This is a genomic window from Mycobacterium sp. NGS35, assembly GCF_059812855.1.
This window is the reverse complement of sequence record NZ_JCALDL010000003.1, coordinates 143,520-159,270: the sequence shown is the minus strand read 5'-3', so window position 1 is coordinate 159,270 and position 15,751 is coordinate 143,520. Positions and strand designations below refer to the sequence as shown.

Here is a 15,751-nt window from a genome sequence, read left to right as displayed (position 1 = left end):
AACACTCAGCTAACAAATTCTCAGCTGTCCAGCAAATTGATTTCCGCGGTCTTGCGGCACGCTCCAGGCAGCCCCGGCGCCACCTCTCGACGCCTGTCACCGGCTAGCGCTCGCACTGCCGGCCGCCGCGCCCGCGGCGCCACGTTTCATACCCGTCTGCGCGCGAATGTGGTGGTAGCCTTCGAACCTTATGCCGCCGTCTCCGCCACGCTTGATCGTGGAGCCCGACGATGGCATCGACCCGGTCCGCGAGTTCATCGCCACGGCCACGACATCGCTTCTGGTGAAACAATTCACGTTCACCGAGCAGAGCCTGCTACAGGCAGTCATCGACCGTAGCAACGCCGGCGTGGACGTGCGCGTCATGCTCAACCCGAAGCGTTCGAGTGGCGACCGCGCCAACGACGAGGCCTACCAACAGTTACAAGAGACCGGGGTCGCCGTCCAGTGGTCGAATCCGAAATTCTACGTGACACATGAGAAGTCGATCGTCGTCGACAACGCGGCCGCGCTGGTCGCCACGTTCAATCTGATGACCAAGTACTTCACGCTCACCCGGGACTACGGCATCATCACCAACGATCCTGCGCACGTCGCGCAGATCGTGGAAGTTTTCGACGCCGACTGGGAACACCGCGACTGGATGCCGACGAATTACGAAGGGCTGCTGTGGAGTAACGCGAATTCTCGTTACCACATGGCCCGATTCATCGACACCGCTCGACACCGGCTGGACGTGCAGCATCCGAAGTACGTCGACGCGGTGATCCTCGACCACCTCGCCGCCGCGGCGCACCGTGGCGTGAAGGTCCATGTGCTGTGCGGCGGCAAACACGGCATCAGCGAGTGGGACATCCTCGACACGTTCGCGTCACTTCGTACGTTGCGGCGCTTCGGGGTCAAGGTGCACAAACAAAAGAACCTGCGCGTGCACGCCAAGCTACTGATCGCCGACGGCGAGCGTGCGTTGGTGGGCTCGATGAACATCGACCGCAGCGCCTTCGACCTGCGGCGCGAACTGGGCATCGAAATCGGCGACCCGACCGTCGTCGCGCGGTTGAAAAATGTGTTCGATGCGGATTGGGAGCTATCCCACCACTACGAACCGCCAGATCCCCTCGACGCAATACCGCATACCGAGGACGACTTTCCGCACGACCAGGACCTGATTCATGAGTGAGGTCGAGCCGGCTCGCGAGAAGGTTTCACTGACCGAAATTGCGTTGACGTTCAACCACATTGCGCTTGCCTCGTTCGGCGGCGGACTCTCCGCGTGGTCGCGCGAAGTCCTGGTGGTCGAAAAGCACTGGCTGGCCGAAGAGGAATTCCTCAGTGCCATGACGATGTGCCGCATCCTGCCCGGCGCCAACCAAGTCAACATGTCGGTGTTCGTCGGCACCAAAATGGGCGGTGTGTCCGGCGCCATTGCGGCGTTGCTGGGCCTGTGCCTGATGCCTGTAGCGCTCATCTTGGTGATGGCGTTCGTGTACTTCCGATTCAAGGAAGTTCCGGCGGTCAAGGGTGTTCTGCACGGGGCATCGGCGGCAGCGGTGGCGCTGACCGTAGCCATGGTGATCAAGACCGGCAAGAAGTGCTTGACCGGCGTGGTGCCAATCCTATTGTGCGCCACGGCTTTTGCGCTCAACGGCGTGCTGCGCTGGCCGCTGCTTGAGACGCTGGCAATCGTGGCGCCGCTGAGTCTGCTGTGGGCGTGGCCGAGGAAGCAGGCCGCGTGAAGACCTACCTTGATCTGGTCATGCTCTTTGGTTCGTTGTCGCTGATGTCGATCGGCGGCGGCAACGCGGTTCTGCCCGAGATGCACATGCGTGCGGTGAACGGCAACCATTGGCTCACTAACTCTCAGTTCGCCGACATCTTTTCGATCTCGCAGGCGGCGCCGGGCCCCAGCATCCTGATCGTCGCGCTTGTGGGCTATTCCGCCGGGCTGTCCACGGCTGGGGTGCTCGGCGGAGTGATTGGCGGGCTGGTCGCCACCGTGGCGATGGTGTTGCCCGCGGCGATCCTCGTCTACGTGATCACCCAGTTCTGGCAGAAGGCGGAGAAATCGCGGTTGCGATACGCGGTCGAGAAGGGTTTCGCGCCGCTCACGGTCGGGCTGATCCTGGCCACGTCGTTGGTGATGAGCCGCGCCGCCGACCACGACTGGCGCGCTTATCTGTTGACAGGCGTGTGCACAGCGATCTTCGTTTTCACCAAGACGAACCCGCTGATCGTGGTGGCCGCGGCCGGCGGAATCGGTTACCTCGGCGTGGTGTAGCTCTTTGCAGGAGGATGAATCCGCCAATCCGCCAGCGCATCGGGTTCCTTCGTCCTAGGTGTCCTGCTGGGTTCGCGTCACCAGGCGATCAAACGGCCGGTTCTTTCAGGCCTTTCGCCGTCGGCCGGAAGGGATACCGAATAGCCGAGGGCGGTAAGCTCCGCGATCGCCTCAGCTGGTGCATCACGCACCACTGCCCGCGTCTGAATGCGCCGCCATCTCGGGCGGCCCGCGTGAATGACCTCTTCCCAGCCGTCGGTGCCTTGGAAGCCGCAGTCTCTGATCAGAAACTCGATGGTGTCTTCCAGACACGGACGAAATCGCTCGCCGCCCATCGGGAAGTGCAGCGACTCGATGCTGTGCGGCGACTTGTGCTCAAGCCTTGACAACAGATGTGAGAGCGCGCGCGGTGCGCGGTGATCTGGACGTGTGACCTTCGTTTACTCCTGGCATCCCGGTCGTAATCCCACCGGATGATCGGCGTGCGGTCCAGCTTGGCCTTCAGCATGAATCACGAAAGCTCGACAGCAATGTGGGTGCCTTAGGAGCCGATGATGCAGATGCCCACCGACAAATTGCGCGCACTTGCTTCGCGGAGTCCCGCTGATCCGAGTGCTGGCATGAGTCGGAGGGAGGAGATATCGAAGTCGCTCGAGTTCACGTAATGATCGGCGCAGACGACGAGAACGGAAGCGAGTGGAAGAAAGCGTGATGGTAGCCCGTTCGACGTGGCCAGGGCCGGGATCGAACCGGCGACCTTCCGCTTTTCAGGCGGACGCTCATACCGACTGAGCTACCTGGCCGGAAGGCACCGAGCTCGTGCCTCGCGGTGATGGCGACCCTGACGGGACTTGAACCCGCGACCTCCGCCGTGACAGGGCGGCGCGCTAACCAACTGCGCCACAGGGCCTTGCTTGTGTGACTCCATCCTACGGTCGCCACGCGTACCCCCTACGGGATTCGAACCCGCGCTACCGCCTTGAAAGGGCGGCGTCCTAGGCCGCTAGACGAAGGGGGCCTGCCGAATCGCTCCGGGGGACTCGCAACGCTCGTGTTGGAGCCTCGCTAGCTTAGGGCACGCCAAGGCCAATCCTCAAACGCGCTTCCCCGTCGCGACGCAGTATCCTTTTTGGTCGCGCCCCTATAGCTCAGTTGGTAGAGCTACGGACTTTTAATCCGCAGTCGGTTACTTGGGGCACCCTGGGACTGGGCCGGTCCCCCGTTCGGATCCGGCCCCGGGGCGCCCGGTTGTTCCGCGCCATCGCGAAGCCATTCGTATGGCAGGCCCGTGCGTAGCGCCCAGAGGCGGATGTCGCGCTTTCGCGGCTCTGTGCGGCCGTTGATCCATGCGCTGACGGTGTTGCGGCTGACCTCCAGGTAGTCAGCCATTTCCTGGACACCGATGTTGGCGACCCGCAGGCTCTTGCGGAGCCGATCGGCGAGATCCCATTCAGGTATAGCGGTCTCGACTGTGCGTGTACTCATGCGCAAACTTTTGCACACGTGACAGGTATACGCAACGTTGCGCAGGAAATCGTTATGTTTTGTTCGAAGACGTACATCATCGCTATGTCGCATCGTTGACCAACGCACAACTCTGTGCAATGCTCGCTTTTATGGCATCACACGGCGACCTCATCGGGTCAGCAGAAGCATGCGAAATCCTCGGCATTGACCGAGCCACCCTGTCCCGCTGGGCCAAATCAGGCCGCGTAGAACCCGCCGTCAAAGCTCCAGGACTGCGAGGCGCCAACCTTTTTCAACGCGAAGACATCGAACGCATCGCCCGCGAGCGCGTCGAGGCATCCGCATGAGCGCTGCACAAGCATGCGCTACAGTCGCCGGTGCCCCCGTAGCTCAATCGGAAGAGCAGCGGACTTTTAATCCGCGGGTACGGAGATCGAAACTCCGCGGGGGCACCACAAACTCCCCCGCCGACTTGGCGGCACTCAGGTGACCCGGCGTGGCTGGCTGGTCAAGCCCGACCAGTCCAAGACAGACCGCTGCGCACGCCCGGACTGCGGCCACATCGAAGGCGAACACCTGATCTGCGGCTGCCGCAGCGCCGCGTGTGAATGCCCGACGTCGCTGGAAACCGCACCCACCCCAGCCGACATCGCGGCCGTGCGGGAATGGGAACGGCACTGATGCCGCCGACGCGAACGGTGTCCATGCGGGGCGGACCAGCCGACGGACGATCGTTCACCTACAGCCACCCCCTGCCCAGAGTGCTGTCCTTCCAGAACATTTCGGCCGGGTCGTGGCTGATCCATGACTACACCCGCGTCGGCACGTCGCTGCTGTACCAGTTCGCCGGGACGGAACGGCACCGGTGATGAGCCGCCCCCACCTGCCGTGCCGGCGCTGCGGGCGGCCCTCCACGCGACGCCAGTTGTGCAAGAAGCACTACCTTGCGTTGCGGCAACGCCAGGTCGCCACCGGCGAAATCGCCGGCATCGGCTACGTTGACGCCGCCCCCGTGCGGGCACATCTGGCCGCGCTGCGCGCCGCCGGCATCGGCTACAAGCGCATCGAACGGCTGTCCGGGGTGCATCACGTCACGATCGCCCGCATCGCGCGTGTCAACGTGCGCGTCCACGCCAACATCGCCGCGCAGCTGCTCGCCGTCCCGGTCCCCGATCATCCGCACACGGCCGCCGCTGCCGGCGCCTACGTGGATGCGACCGGCACCCGGCGCCGGCTCCAGGCGTTGGTCGCGATCGGCCACGACCAGTCGGCCATCTCGCAGCGATGCGGCTACGACCCGAAGCTGCTGTCGCCGATCATCACCGGCAAGCGGACCAAGATCACCGCCTGCCACGCCCGCCGGGTGGCCGAGGTTTTCGACGTATGGCAGCTCACCCCCGGCACCAGCGTGAAAGCGCTCCGCCGCGCAGCGAAGCGGGGCTATCTGCCGCCGCTGGTGTGGGAAGAAACCACGATCGACGACCCGGCAGCCCGCCCGGACCTGTCGGCGCTGCGCCCAACAGCGCGCTCGCACCGCATCCCGGCGGATTTCGCCGCCACTTACCGCGACTATCGCGATCACGTCGGGCTCAGTGACGCGCAGATCGCCGCGCGGCTCGGCATCACCGTCGACGGGCTGTGGCGCCGCCTGGTACGGCTCGGTGTCACCGATGTCGCGGTTAGGCGGGCATCGTGATCCGCCATCTGGGCGTGTACACGCCGCGCGATAAGGGCTGGATCGCGCCCGGCTCCGAGCAGCACACCCGCATGATTTCGCCGAGCAAGATCCCGGCGATCTTGGGGCTGTCGCGTTGGGAATCGCCGCGGTCACTCTGGCTGAGAATGCGCGGTGAGATCCCGCCGACCCGGCCGAAGGACGCTTTCGACATCGGCCACGACATCGAACCCTATGCGGCGAACGTGTGGCTGCGCCGCAACCCCGGCTGGCGGCTGTCACCCAGCGAAGTCCAATTCGTTGTCGACCCAAACCATTTCGGCTTCCCAGCCCTGGTCACGTTGGATCGGCGCGCGGTGCGCGGCCGCAGCCGACGCGTCGTGCAGATCAAGCTCGCACGCAACCTGACCGACGTCGAGAAGTTCGGCGACGACCTGACCGGGGATCTGCCGGCCGACTACTTCGTGCAGGTCCTCGCCGAGATGCTGTTCACCGGCTGGACGAAACTGCCTGGGCATCTGCTCGCGCTCGGCCCCTACTACCAGGACCGCATCTACGAGGTCGAATACAACGCTGCCGCAAGGGAAGAAGCCGCGTGGATTCTCGCCGAATGCCGCAAGTTCTGGGAGTCCCTGTCCGGTGACACCCCGCCGCCGCTGGACGACACCGTCGCCACCTACGAGGCGATCCGTGCACAGCATCCCGACATCGACGCGGACACCGAAGTTGACATCGACCCCGCGCTGGCGGACGAGTTCCTCACCGCGACAGCGGATCTGAAGATCGCCGAGTCCCGGGCCAGGTTCGCCAAGACCCGCGTCCTCGACGTGATGAAGCGGGCGCAGTATGCGCGCTCGAACGGCACGCTCATCGCCCGCCGCCAGCCAAGTTCCCGCGGCTCCGTCGCCCTCTACCCCGCGAAGGGCGCGAAATGACACACCAGAAAGAAGGATCACCCATGAACGAAAACACTGCTGTGGCAACCGTCGACGACGACCACGACGCGGACCGCGACGTTGTCGTCGCTTCAGGGCTGGCGATACGGCCCGGCCAAACCCGCTTCAACGACATGCAGCTCGCGGCCCTGCGCCAGCTCGGCATCGAGAACGCCCCGGACGGTGACCTCGACCTGTTCTTCCACGTGTGCCAAACGTCCGGGCTGGACCCGTTCCGCCGCGAAATCTACATGATCGGCCGCAACACCCAGGTCACGAAGTATGTGCCGAACAAGTCCGGCGAAGGCCAACACAAAGAAACGTCGTGGGAGACGAAATACACCATCCAGACCGGGATTAACGGCTTCCGCAAGCGCGCTCGCGAGATCGCCGAGCAGAAGGGAATCAAGGTCGGATTCGATGGGCCGCTGTGGTGCGGTGAAGACGGTGTCTGGCGTGACGTTTGGCCCGAGGGTAAGCCACCCGTCGCGGCCAAGTTCACCGTGTTCCGTGACGGCGAGCCCATCTCATTCGTCGCGCACTACGCCGAGTTCGTCCAGATGACGGGTAGCGGAAACGACGCCGCCCCTAACTCGGTGTGGTCGAAGATGCCGCGCAATCAACTCGGAAAGTGCGCCGAGGCCGGAGCGATCCAGCGCGCATTCCCTGACGAGCTCGGCGCACTGGTCTTCGAGGATGCCGCCCAGTCAACGATCATCGACGCTGACGGCAACGTCGAACACCGCCCGTCGGAGCGGCCGGAACGTCGCCGGCCGAACGGATCCGGAATCGCAGCTGTGCGCGCCGAGCGTGAGCGCCGCCAATCCCAGCGCGCCATCGAGGCCGAGCCAGCCGCGAACCCCGAAGAGACAACGGCTGAATCGGAGTTGCGTAGGCAGGTCCGCGACAAGCTCAACGCCGCCATCTTCGCGACGTTCGGCGAACTGGGCCTCAACGGCGATGACCGCCGCGAAGACCGCCTGGTGGTGATCCGGGCGCTCGTCGACCGACCCGAAATCCAGTCGTCGAAACAACTCTCGGACGACGACCTCCAAAAGCTGCGCAACGAGCTGGTCGAGCGCAAGAAGAAAAACAAGCTCGACGCGGACGTGACCGAGATCCTCAACCGTGAATCGCTACGCAAGGAAGGAATGCAGCCGTGACCACCACTGATGAGAGCACCGAGGTCGATACCGGCGGCGCCTATATCGGGTTCCGCGCGACGAACATCAAGCTCGAGGACCCGCCGGAAATCGATGACGTTCTGCTGCTGATGGTGAAAGTCGAATGTGTCGGTGACGGCCGTAAGAAGGCCGCGGACGGCGAACTGCGCGACACCCGCTCACTGAAAGTGATCTCGGCGTGGAAACCGGGATCGGCGCCGCAGTCGGAAGACCCCAAGCAGCCCGGCCTGTACGAGATCGACCCGGTCGACGGGTCACCGGCCGATGACGACGACTCCGACGATGGGCTGGCCTGACATGGGTCACCGCGCCAAACACCGCTCCGCTGAGCGGATTCCATCGCTGTGGGATCAGGAAACCCCAAGCGGTCGACGAAGCCATGGCAACACCCGATCAGCTCGAGGTGTCGCCGTACGCCGAAGCGGTTCTGCTTGGGCTGCAACGCAAACCCCACATCTATCAGGGGCCCGTCCCCGATCACCGGATGCGTGGCCGGCGTTTGTCTGAAGAGATCATCGCCGCCCGCCGCGCGAGGAACCGAATCGCCAAGCGGCAACGCAAAATCAACCGGCCACACCGCAGGCGCGGCACCCTGGCCGCGCTGGTGTGGCTGTGGCTGTTCTCCGTGATCACCGCGACCGCCGTCTACTACTCGGTGCCCGCGAAAGCACTCACCTACGGTGTGTCACTGCAAGTCAGCGCATCGTGGCTCGGCGGTGACTGCTTCGGCCGCGGTGGTGTGAAACCCGCCGACACCGATGCGCGCCAGCTCGCACGGTTCTACGTTCCCGGCTGCCACGACGACGCCGTCGACGTCCAGTTCGTCACCCCGGGAACGTGGTTCGGCGTCGACCCCGACATCGGCGCCGCCTATTCGGTTGCTTGCACCGTCCGCAACGTGGCGACCGGCGACATCATCGCCACCGACTACGCCCGCAAAGGCGACGGGCACAACGCGTCATGCCTTGGAAGGTGGGATCGATGATCGACGTGGAAATCAGGCCGCGCGGCGACGGACGATACGACATCCATGTCATCGACGGCGGCAATCACGAACCGCTGCTCAACAGTTCGCAGGGATACGAATCCGAAGCCCGGGCAAGGGAAGTCGCGGTCAGGTTGTTCGGTGGGCGCTCCGCGCAACGCGAGCTGCTGCCCCCGACGCGGCGGCCGCGGCGCAGCTATCCCGAACCTGTCGACCTGATCGAGTACAGCAAAGCTGGCGGCACAGTCAGGAAGGCGATCCGATGATGAAACTGTTCACAGCCCTCGACGCCCCGAGGCTTGTCGGCGAGCTGCGGCTGCTGCTCACCGACATCCGCGACACGATCCGCGATGTCCGCGACCTTCTGGCTGATGTGCGCGACCAGCAGGAGCGGTCGCTTGAGTTGCAACGCTCATTCCACGAATCGATCGGCATCGGGTCACGGCCATGACCGAGACGCGGGCGTTTCCGTTCGGCGCCGTCCTCACCTTGGCCGTCGGCTCCGAAGACCGCATGTTCTGCACACTGGCCGACCTGTACGACGTCCTCGGTTTCATGTGCGGTGACGTCCCCGCGGCCGATGAGATCGACGACTTCATTCAACGCTGCCGGCCCGCCGTGCTCGAACAGCATCCCGGCCTGGCCGACCTGGCTATCCCCGCCGATGTCGACGTCGACGATGCCGCCAAGCTCGCATGGCTCAACAGCCAGAAACCGACCCTGCAACTGGCGCAACCGGATTGGAGGCCACAGCCGTGAACAACTTCGTTGTGCAGTTCGCGATCCGGATGCCCAACGGCGAGTTGTACAGCCGCCCGGTCGCTTCCAAGCAGCGCGTCGAAGACGGCCACTTGAACTGGATGCTATCCGAAATGATGGGCATCTCCGCCTACGCGCCACCGCCGCCGGCCATGCGTGCCCCGGCGTCGCGGTCGGAGCCGGTCATCTTCGACACCCGCAAAGACGCCGACACCAAACTCGCCGAACTCAAGCAGCAGGCCGCCAAGATGGGTGTCACCGAGTGGGGTGGCTGTGTCGTGCAACGCCTCTGCACACCGTTCACCAGTGACGACGCCGCGGTACGGTTCGCGCGGGCGGTCGAAGAATGGCTCGCACGCCACCACACTGAGGCGCAGTCGTGAACGCGCACATCGCCGCCGCGGTCATCATCGCCTGCCTGGCGTTGAACATTCTCGCGGTCCTCGACGCACACGGAGTCACGGCGTGAAGGAAATCACTGAGCTGCGCGATCGGACGTCGGCGAACGAACGTTGGCACGGTACGGCAAGCGGTTACAACTATCACAAGTGTCGGTGTGATCGCTGCACATCGTGGCAGCGCGCCTACCGCGAGCGCAACCGCGACAAGGTCGCCTTGTATCAGCGCGCCTACTACGAGCGCAACCGCGACAAGGTCGCCTTGTATCAGCGCGCCTACTACGAGCGCAACCCGCAAGCGAACCGTGCAGCCTGTAAACGCCGGCGTGAGCGCAACCGGGAACGTCTGAGCGTGTCGTCGTGCACGCGTTGCGGTATCGACTTCACCAGATGCCCACGAGCCCGGTCGTCCGATCTGTGCGTCGACTGCCGTGACATCGAGGTCGCGTCGTGATCCGATCCGCCTGCACCAGGAGAGGCGACATGAGTCGCCGTAAGCGTAATGCGGCTGCGCGTAGGGCGGTGGCGACTGTGCCGGTGGCGAAATGAGCGCCCGTGATCCGCGGCTGCTGGCGTTGGCCGACCAAATCCACAGCCACGCGGCCAATTACCTGGATGAGGTTATCGCTATCGTGCGCAGCGATAGCGCCCCTCACGAGGCCGCTGACGACGTATCTGATGAGGCATATGACGTAGCGGAGATAACCACCGAAGTCAGGAGGGGCCTCATCAAGAGCACTGACAATATCGGTTTGTTCAGCGCGGTTTTGGCTCTGGCGGTCTATCGCCTCGCACGTCCGGAGGCGCTGTGACTGAGTTGTTGCATTACGCGGGTGAGCCGTTGCGGTTCGACTGGCAGCGCCGTTACCGCCAGCCGTCGCCGTCCAGCTTCAGGAAGCCGCACGGGTTTTGGGTGAGTGTGCGTGGTGAGGATGATTGGGAGTCCTGGTGCCGCGCCGAACAATTCTGGCTTTATCGGCTGCGTCACCGGTATCGGGTGACGCTTCGCGCGGGGGCGAACGTGCTGTGGCTGGCCGACGCGGCCGCACTCGACGCGTTCCATGAAAGGTACTGCGTGGAAACGGATTTCGAGCGCCGCCACTTATTGGACAAGAAAGGTTGGCCGATCGACTGGGAGCAGGGGGGCAGCCCATTCCAAATCGGCGGCGGCCGCTCGTACTTATTCATCCACGATGGACAACGCGTGTTCTTGGAAATGCCGCGATACGACGGGGCGCTGCGGTCCGCCCGGGCGGCAGCCGTGCGCCTGTTCCGCACTTGGTTGATGGAGCCTGACATGCTCCGCATGGGCAGCCAGCATTGGTGGTCACGCGCCCAAATCCTCGGGGACATAACCGCACTGGCCGGTCGCGACCTCGCTTGCTGGTGCCCGCTTGATCAGCTCTGCCATGCCGACGTCTTGCTCGAAATCGCGAACCGGATCGAGGCACTGTCATGAGTCGGTTCGCTGATCGTGTCGGATGGCTGCTGCTGGAACATGAGCCTGTTGGTGATCGCGGCTGTCGTTGCGGCTGGAACGGCAGCCCCCACCGGCTACATCTCGCACCGTTGATCGCCGATGTGGAGCGTGAACACGCCGCCGACCGCTACACACCCTCCGTCAACGCTTTTGTTGACCGTCTCGTTGAGCATGCGCCGTGTCAGGCACGCGGCGGGGGCCTGTTCTGCAACAGCTGCGTCGACGGCCACGGGAACGGCGAATACCACACCACTCGGGCGTGGGCTGAACATGTGGAGCGTGAGATGCGCCGCGCCGGACTGAAAGTGAAACGCGCGTGACCGATCAGCTTGTGTTGTTCGATGACACGCTGCCCGCCGTGCCGGGCAGGTATCGGCAGACCGCGTTGGTGTACACCACCGGCGACGGCCACGAGCGTTACGACTGCTTCCCCCGCTTGGATCGGGCGGGTTATGAGCGGTATGCGGCTGCGATCACTGAGACGCGGGGTGTGACCAACGCTCGGGTGATGTCCCGCGAAATCCAATGCGGCCCATGGGAGGACGTTGAAGCCGCCAGTTCACGAAAAGGGAGAGATGTGCGATGAGTGATCCGTTTGAGTCCGCCGAGTGGCGTGAGTTCGCGCAACGAGCCCTCGACGATCTCGGCCCGAAGATGAGGGATTCGACTGTCGTGGTGTCACTCGTCCCGGCTGATGCCGGGGACGTGAAGTTCGCTGTGGAGCTCGGGTTTTCGATCATGCTGGACAAGCCGATCATCGCGGTCGTACCGCCGGGCAGGCAGGTGCCTAGCAAGCTGATTGTGGTCGCGGACGCGATTATCGAAGGCTCACCCGAGCAGCCCGATTTCGCGGAACGGCTTCGCCGCGAGCTGCGACTAATACGCCGTGACCGCAGTGAGGGTGGCTCATGACCGTCGCGGATTGCCGTACCGCGCGGTGCGGCTGCTACAACGACAGCAGTCCACGCACCGTGCGGCAATGGATACAGAACGGGATAAGTAATCCCGCAGGTTTCGTGTGGTTCGGTGAACCGATTTTGATGAGGGTCAGCGAACGCTGGGCCGAGCACCTGCACAACCGCAACACCAGTCCCGAACGGTTCAAAGGTTATTTCGATGGCTGGCTGGTTTACCGACTCGATGTTATCGCTCCCGGCGTAGGGGACGTCGGTCGAATCCGCTGGGAGCCAACCGGTTCCGACCATCCTCGGGAGGTGGTGTCGTGACGACCTATCTGGCTGGTCCGATGTCGGATTATCCGGATTTCAACTATCCGGCGTTTCAGGTGGCGGCCCAGGCGTTGCGTAACGCCGGGCGTGAGGTGTTGTCGCCGCACGAGCTCCGCCACGCTGATCCGTACGACTACCAGGCGTGTCTGCGTGCGGCGTTGCGGCTGTTGTTGGAGTGTGATGAGGCGGTGTTCCTGCCCGGCTGGGAACACTCCAAGGGCGCCAGCCTGGAACACGACATCTGCCAAGCCCTGGCGATGCCTGTCACCCACTGGGAGTCGGGCAGGTTGGAGCAGGCAGCCGCCCGCATCGCGACCCGGGTTTGGTGCTGCCACACCCCGATCAGCGGCCCCCACGTGCCGGGCTGTCTGTTCGAGCCGCGCGGACCCGTCGACTACGACGGCCCGGTCCAAATACGCCCGGTAGCCGATATTGACGCCATCTGCATGGCCGAGCGCGCGTGTGCGGGTTGCGGTGACGAGGTGTTGACGTTGTCGTCGCGGGACCGCTGCGACGCCTGCGAGGCAGAATCATGACCGCCCCGCCGTTTGCCTATTTCGGTGGGAAAACGACACTCGCCGACCGCATCGCCGCGATGCTGCCCCCACACGAGCACTACGTCGAGCCGTTCGCCGGCAGCCTCGCTGTGCTGCTCGCCAAACCGGCCAGCCGCATGGAAACCGTCAACGATCTCGACGGCGACCTGATGACGTTCTGGCGGGTGCTACGCGACCGGCCGGCTGATTTGGCGCGTGTCTGCGCTCTGACACCGCATAGCCGTGCTGAGGCCTATGTGGACCGGATGGCCGCCGCCGCGGAGCGCCTGCACCATGTGACTCTCGAGTGCCGCCCAGCCATTGACGTGATCCACGCTTACGGCGCATTCGACTCCGTGTGCCTCTACGTGGATCCGCCGTACCTGGGTACCACCCGGCACCGGAATTACTGCTTCGAGATGACCAGCGACCTCGAGCACGCGGAGCTGCTCGACGCGCTGCTTGATGCCCGCGCCACGGTCGTCCTCAGCGGCTACGCGAACCAGCTCTACGACGCGGCGCTCACCGGTTGGCAGCGCACCGAGATCCCGACGGTCAGCGGCCACGCTGATCCCAGCAGCAACCGACGCACCGAAATCATTTGGTCGAACCGAAGACTCGCTGAGCCAACGCTTTTCGACGAGGTGGAATCGTGACCCTCTATCCGCCTGGGATGATTTTGCGGCCCTTGGAGGGTTGGCCGATGGAGTTCACCCGCGACCGTAAACGCTCGCGGTTCGAGGCGTCGTTCAGCGAGACCCTGGAATTGCTGGACCGTGAGCTGCGCCTGCTCGACCCCGACGACCCCCACTACCCGTCATCGGTGTTGCAGATTGCGTTGCGGGAGCGGGACTTCCGCAACGATGGGATACCACGCGCGAGCGCGCAACCCGAGCACCCCGGCGTGATCCTCAACATCGAGCCCCGTGATCAGCCGCCGCTGTCGTTCCCGTGCGACACGTTCACCCACTGGCACGACAACCTGCGCGCAATCGCCTTGACGCTGGAGGCGCTACGCAAGATCAACCGCTACGGCGTCACCCAAACCGGCCAGCAGTACCACGGCTGGCGAGCCATCGAAGCTCGTGCATCTGAGTTCCCTGATGCGCCAAACGCTTTGGCGTTCCTCGCTCGATTGATCGGATGGCCGTCACCGACGCAGAGCGACGCCAAAGTCATCTACAGATCGGCGCGCGGCGCTGCCCACCCGGACCGCAACAACGGGAGTCGCACACTGTGGAATCGCGTCGAGGCCGCTGGTGAGGTTCTTCGCGCTGCGGGGTGGTTGCGGTGATCAGTTACGTGTGTGATCAGTGCGGCGCGCTGATCAGCGAGCGGCTGCGTATCACCACCACCGTCGTAACCCTGCGTGAGGAACATTTCTGCTCAGTGCAGTGCCTGATGGTCTGGGCCGCCCGCAACGGATACCACACCAAACCGAGCGAGCAAGCACCCAACCGTGTGGTGGACGTTGGCAGTGAGCAGTCCCAGCCGGTGACAAGAGGCGTTGCGCAGCAACATATTGCACTGACGGCCACGACGGCCGGCACCTTTCGACATGAGAGGTGTGGAGCAATGTCTGACCCGCTCTCGGATGACGTGATCTGGGGGTGTGACGCCGAGCTCTCGCCGGCCTGGTGCGAGGAGCACGGCTACAGCCACCTCTGCGATCACGACAGCGGCCACGACGACGTACACGTGTGCGAGTGCGGCTACCAATGGTTTGAGGGCATCGAGTGATGAGATACCGCGGCGATAAACGTGAACAGGTCACCCCGGGGACACGGCTCGGCCCCGATCACGACGGCATCATGCACGAAGTCACCGAAGCCGTCTATGACGAAGCCACCGACACCACCCGCATCCGCACCCGAAAACTCGAAACCGCCGACAGCACACTACGTTTCGTAGGCGGCCAGCAGTGACCGCCACCGCGGATCTCGATGTGAAGTTCATGGCTGACTGGAAGGCCTGCACCGAGTGCGGCCGCCGGGAACGCTACCTTCGGCGCGGACTGTGCCATGCCCACTACGAACAGCAACGCCGCAGCGGGAAGATCTCAAGCCTGGTCGACGCCGACCAGGCGCGGCTGCACATCTGCAACCTCGTCGACGCCGGATGGCGATACCGTGAGATCGCCCGCGCCGCCGGGATCGACCGCTCCCTGATCGCGTTCATCGTCAACGGCCGCAAGCAGATCAACGCCGACACCTTCGACGCCCTGATCCGGATCCGCGTTGAAGACCACGCCCGCTGGCAGCGCACTGTGTGGGACACCCGCCGCGCCAATAAGGAAGCAGAAGAGCGGCGGCAGCGTGACGCGTTGGCGCAGAAGGCAAGCCAACGCGAGATCGCAGCGGAAGCCGAGCGCCGCCGCGTAGCGGCCGAACGCGCTGCCAAGACGGCTGCTTCGACCGAAGCGCACGGAACCGCACTGCAATCCCGGCTGCTGGAACACAGCCTCGAGCGCCACACCGGTGGCGGCTGGGACATCACCGTGCCCACGCCGCCCAACGACGACCGCGGCCGCGGCGGCCTGTTCGGATTCACCGTGCCCGCATGGGTCGACGACGCGCTGTGCGCCCAAACCGATCCCGACCTGTTCTTCCCCGAAAAAGGCGGCACCACAACACCAGCCAAACAGGTGTGCTCGCGCTGCCCGGTGCGAACCGAATGCCTCGACTACGCCCTGACCCACGGTGAACGGTTCGGCATCTGGGGGGGCCTGTCGGAGCGCGAACGCAGACGACTCGAAACGACGAGGACAGCATCATGACCAATTCGCCGATGGCACAGCCGAACACCGCTCCGACGCGACGACGGAA

At 64.2% G+C, this 15,751-nt stretch carries 30 protein-coding genes and 4 tRNA genes; 29 read left to right on the top strand and 5 right to left on the bottom strand.

Annotated elements, in window-relative coordinates:
- The first annotated feature begins 190 nt into the window (after window positions 1-190).
- Genes AC5Y4C_RS08320 through AC5Y4C_RS08310 form a run of 3 tightly spaced genes read left to right on the top strand, consistent with a single transcriptional unit; the run spans window position 191 to window position 2,278 of the window.
- On the top strand, window positions 191-1,180 hold the full coding sequence (locus AC5Y4C_RS08320) for a phospholipase D-like domain-containing protein (protein WP_499961590.1): 990 nt from the start codon (window positions 191-193) through the stop codon (window positions 1,178-1,180).
- Complete coding sequence (locus tag AC5Y4C_RS08315) at window positions 1,173-1,736, top strand: chromate transporter (RefSeq protein ID WP_499961589.1); 564 nt, start codon at window positions 1,173-1,175, stop codon at window positions 1,734-1,736. Before AC5Y4C_RS08320 ends, AC5Y4C_RS08315 begins: the two co-directional genes overlap by 8 nt.
- Window positions 1,733-2,278 (top strand): chromate transporter, encoded by a 546-nt coding sequence (locus AC5Y4C_RS08310; RefSeq protein WP_499961587.1) that lies wholly within the window; start codon window positions 1,733-1,735, stop codon window positions 2,276-2,278. Before AC5Y4C_RS08315 ends, AC5Y4C_RS08310 begins: the two co-directional genes overlap by 4 nt.
- 77 nt (window positions 2,279-2,355) lie before the next feature.
- Here the strand turns inward: AC5Y4C_RS08310 and AC5Y4C_RS08305 are convergent, their stop codons facing one another.
- The 5 genes from AC5Y4C_RS08305 to AC5Y4C_RS08285 form a co-directional block, all read right to left on the bottom strand.
- Complete coding sequence (locus AC5Y4C_RS08305) at window positions 2,356-2,613, bottom strand: hypothetical protein (protein WP_499906824.1); 258 nt, start codon at window positions 2,611-2,613, stop codon at window positions 2,356-2,358.
- 394 nt (window positions 2,614-3,007) lie between these two features.
- Window positions 3,008-3,081, bottom strand: a tRNA-Phe gene (locus AC5Y4C_RS08300).
- A 30-nt stretch (window positions 3,082-3,111) separates the two neighbouring features.
- Window positions 3,112-3,188 (bottom strand) — tRNA-Asp (locus tag AC5Y4C_RS08295).
- Between the two features lie 35 nt (window positions 3,189-3,223).
- A tRNA-Glu gene (locus AC5Y4C_RS08290) sits at window positions 3,224-3,296 on the bottom strand.
- 143 nt (window positions 3,297-3,439) lie between these two features.
- A complete protein-coding gene (locus AC5Y4C_RS08285; RefSeq protein WP_500008299.1) occupies window positions 3,440-3,763 on the bottom strand; it encodes a helix-turn-helix domain-containing protein in 324 nt (107 codons plus the stop codon).
- A gap of 59 nt (window positions 3,764-3,822) precedes the next feature.
- On the opposite strand from AC5Y4C_RS08285, the gene AC5Y4C_RS08280 reads away from it, so the two are divergent.
- The 26 genes from AC5Y4C_RS08280 (at window position 3,823) to AC5Y4C_RS08155 (ending at window position 15,702) form a co-directional block, all read left to right on the top strand.
- Window positions 3,823-4,092, top strand: a complete 270-nt coding sequence (locus tag AC5Y4C_RS08280; protein WP_500008297.1) for a helix-turn-helix domain-containing protein — start codon at window positions 3,823-3,825, stop codon at window positions 4,090-4,092.
- Window positions 4,093-4,124: 32 nt separating this feature from the next.
- Window positions 4,125-4,200: transfer RNA gene (locus AC5Y4C_RS08275), tRNA-Lys, on the top strand.
- 31 nt (window positions 4,201-4,231) lie between these two features.
- Window positions 4,232-4,426 (top strand): hypothetical protein, encoded by a 195-nt coding sequence (locus AC5Y4C_RS08270; protein ID WP_500008295.1) that lies wholly within the window; start codon window positions 4,232-4,234, stop codon window positions 4,424-4,426.
- Window positions 4,426-4,614: a hypothetical protein gene (locus AC5Y4C_RS08265; protein WP_500008294.1), complete on the top strand. Its 189-nt coding sequence runs from the start codon at window positions 4,426-4,428 to the stop codon at window positions 4,612-4,614. Before AC5Y4C_RS08270 ends, AC5Y4C_RS08265 begins: the two co-directional genes overlap by 1 nt.
- Window positions 4,614-5,441 carry a hypothetical protein gene (locus AC5Y4C_RS08260; protein WP_500008293.1) on the top strand — a complete coding sequence of 276 codons (828 nt, stop codon included), beginning with the start codon at window positions 4,614-4,616 and terminating at the stop codon, window positions 5,439-5,441. The genes AC5Y4C_RS08265 and AC5Y4C_RS08260 overlap by 1 nt, the downstream gene beginning before the upstream one ends.
- Entirely contained in the window at window positions 5,438-6,355 is a 918-nt protein-coding gene (locus AC5Y4C_RS08255; protein ID WP_500008292.1) for a YqaJ viral recombinase family protein, read from the top strand. Before AC5Y4C_RS08260 ends, AC5Y4C_RS08255 begins: the two co-directional genes overlap by 4 nt.
- Window positions 6,356-6,378: 23 nt before the next feature.
- Window positions 6,379-7,518, top strand: coding sequence for a recombinase RecT (locus AC5Y4C_RS08250; RefSeq protein WP_500008290.1), 1,140 nt, complete (start codon window positions 6,379-6,381; stop codon window positions 7,516-7,518).
- On the top strand, window positions 7,515-7,835 hold the full coding sequence (locus tag AC5Y4C_RS08245) for a hypothetical protein (RefSeq protein ID WP_500008289.1): 321 nt from the start codon (window positions 7,515-7,517) through the stop codon (window positions 7,833-7,835). The genes AC5Y4C_RS08250 and AC5Y4C_RS08245 overlap by 4 nt, the downstream gene beginning before the upstream one ends.
- A gap of 83 nt (window positions 7,836-7,918) precedes the next feature.
- Complete coding sequence (locus AC5Y4C_RS08240; RefSeq protein WP_500008288.1) at window positions 7,919-8,524, top strand: hypothetical protein; 606 nt, start codon at window positions 7,919-7,921, stop codon at window positions 8,522-8,524.
- Window positions 8,521-8,790: a hypothetical protein gene (locus AC5Y4C_RS08235; protein ID WP_500008286.1), complete on the top strand. Its 270-nt coding sequence runs from the start codon at window positions 8,521-8,523 to the stop codon at window positions 8,788-8,790. Before AC5Y4C_RS08240 ends, AC5Y4C_RS08235 begins: the two co-directional genes overlap by 4 nt.
- On the top strand, window positions 8,790-8,975 hold the full coding sequence (locus tag AC5Y4C_RS08230; RefSeq protein ID WP_500008284.1) for a hypothetical protein: 186 nt from the start codon (window positions 8,790-8,792) through the stop codon (window positions 8,973-8,975). Before AC5Y4C_RS08235 ends, AC5Y4C_RS08230 begins: the two co-directional genes overlap by 1 nt.
- Complete coding sequence (locus AC5Y4C_RS08225; RefSeq protein WP_500008283.1) at window positions 8,972-9,283, top strand: DUF7736 domain-containing protein; 312 nt, start codon at window positions 8,972-8,974, stop codon at window positions 9,281-9,283. The genes AC5Y4C_RS08230 and AC5Y4C_RS08225 overlap by 4 nt, the downstream gene beginning before the upstream one ends.
- Window positions 9,280-9,666, top strand: a complete 387-nt coding sequence (locus AC5Y4C_RS08220) for a hypothetical protein (RefSeq protein WP_500008282.1) — start codon at window positions 9,280-9,282, stop codon at window positions 9,664-9,666. Before AC5Y4C_RS08225 ends, AC5Y4C_RS08220 begins: the two co-directional genes overlap by 4 nt.
- Before the next feature lie 82 nt (window positions 9,667-9,748).
- Window positions 9,749-10,135, top strand: coding sequence for a hypothetical protein (locus tag AC5Y4C_RS08215; RefSeq protein WP_500008280.1), 387 nt, complete (start codon window positions 9,749-9,751; stop codon window positions 10,133-10,135).
- 91 nt (window positions 10,136-10,226) lie between these two features.
- Window positions 10,227-10,493 (top strand): hypothetical protein, encoded by a 267-nt coding sequence (locus tag AC5Y4C_RS08210; protein ID WP_500008278.1) that lies wholly within the window; start codon window positions 10,227-10,229, stop codon window positions 10,491-10,493.
- A 29-nt stretch (window positions 10,494-10,522) separates the two neighbouring features.
- Window positions 10,523-11,140: a DUF4326 domain-containing protein gene (locus AC5Y4C_RS08205; RefSeq protein WP_500008276.1), complete on the top strand. Its 618-nt coding sequence runs from the start codon at window positions 10,523-10,525 to the stop codon at window positions 11,138-11,140.
- Entirely contained in the window at window positions 11,137-11,481 is a 345-nt protein-coding gene (locus AC5Y4C_RS08200) for a hypothetical protein (RefSeq protein ID WP_500008274.1), read from the top strand. The genes AC5Y4C_RS08205 and AC5Y4C_RS08200 overlap by 4 nt, the downstream gene beginning before the upstream one ends.
- The gene (locus AC5Y4C_RS08195; RefSeq protein ID WP_500008273.1) at window positions 11,478-11,747 is read left to right on the top strand and encodes a hypothetical protein; all 270 of its coding nucleotides are present in this window, start codon (window positions 11,478-11,480) and stop codon (window positions 11,745-11,747) included. Before AC5Y4C_RS08200 ends, AC5Y4C_RS08195 begins: the two co-directional genes overlap by 4 nt.
- Entirely contained in the window at window positions 11,744-12,073 is a 330-nt protein-coding gene (locus AC5Y4C_RS08190) for a hypothetical protein (RefSeq protein ID WP_500008271.1), read from the top strand. The genes AC5Y4C_RS08195 and AC5Y4C_RS08190 overlap by 4 nt, the downstream gene beginning before the upstream one ends.
- Window positions 12,070-12,387, top strand: a complete 318-nt coding sequence (locus tag AC5Y4C_RS08185; protein WP_500008270.1) for a hypothetical protein — start codon at window positions 12,070-12,072, stop codon at window positions 12,385-12,387. The genes AC5Y4C_RS08190 and AC5Y4C_RS08185 overlap by 4 nt, the downstream gene beginning before the upstream one ends.
- Window positions 12,384-12,926, top strand: coding sequence for a DUF4406 domain-containing protein (locus AC5Y4C_RS08180; RefSeq protein WP_500008269.1), 543 nt, complete (start codon window positions 12,384-12,386; stop codon window positions 12,924-12,926). Before AC5Y4C_RS08185 ends, AC5Y4C_RS08180 begins: the two co-directional genes overlap by 4 nt.
- Window positions 12,923-13,582 (top strand): DNA adenine methylase, encoded by a 660-nt coding sequence (locus tag AC5Y4C_RS08175; RefSeq protein ID WP_500008267.1) that lies wholly within the window; start codon window positions 12,923-12,925, stop codon window positions 13,580-13,582. Before AC5Y4C_RS08180 ends, AC5Y4C_RS08175 begins: the two co-directional genes overlap by 4 nt.
- Complete coding sequence (locus tag AC5Y4C_RS08170; protein ID WP_500008265.1) at window positions 13,579-14,220, top strand: molecular chaperone DnaJ; 642 nt, start codon at window positions 13,579-13,581, stop codon at window positions 14,218-14,220. Before AC5Y4C_RS08175 ends, AC5Y4C_RS08170 begins: the two co-directional genes overlap by 4 nt.
- Entirely contained in the window at window positions 14,217-14,666 is a 450-nt protein-coding gene (locus AC5Y4C_RS08165; RefSeq protein ID WP_500008263.1) for a hypothetical protein, read from the top strand. Before AC5Y4C_RS08170 ends, AC5Y4C_RS08165 begins: the two co-directional genes overlap by 4 nt.
- Complete coding sequence (locus tag AC5Y4C_RS08160) at window positions 14,666-14,851, top strand: hypothetical protein (protein WP_500008262.1); 186 nt, start codon at window positions 14,666-14,668, stop codon at window positions 14,849-14,851. Before AC5Y4C_RS08165 ends, AC5Y4C_RS08160 begins: the two co-directional genes overlap by 1 nt.
- Window positions 14,852-15,417: 566 nt before the next feature.
- Window positions 15,418-15,702, top strand: coding sequence for a WhiB family transcriptional regulator (locus tag AC5Y4C_RS08155; protein WP_500008317.1), 285 nt, complete (start codon window positions 15,418-15,420; stop codon window positions 15,700-15,702).
- Window positions 15,703-15,751 lie beyond the last annotated feature (49 nt).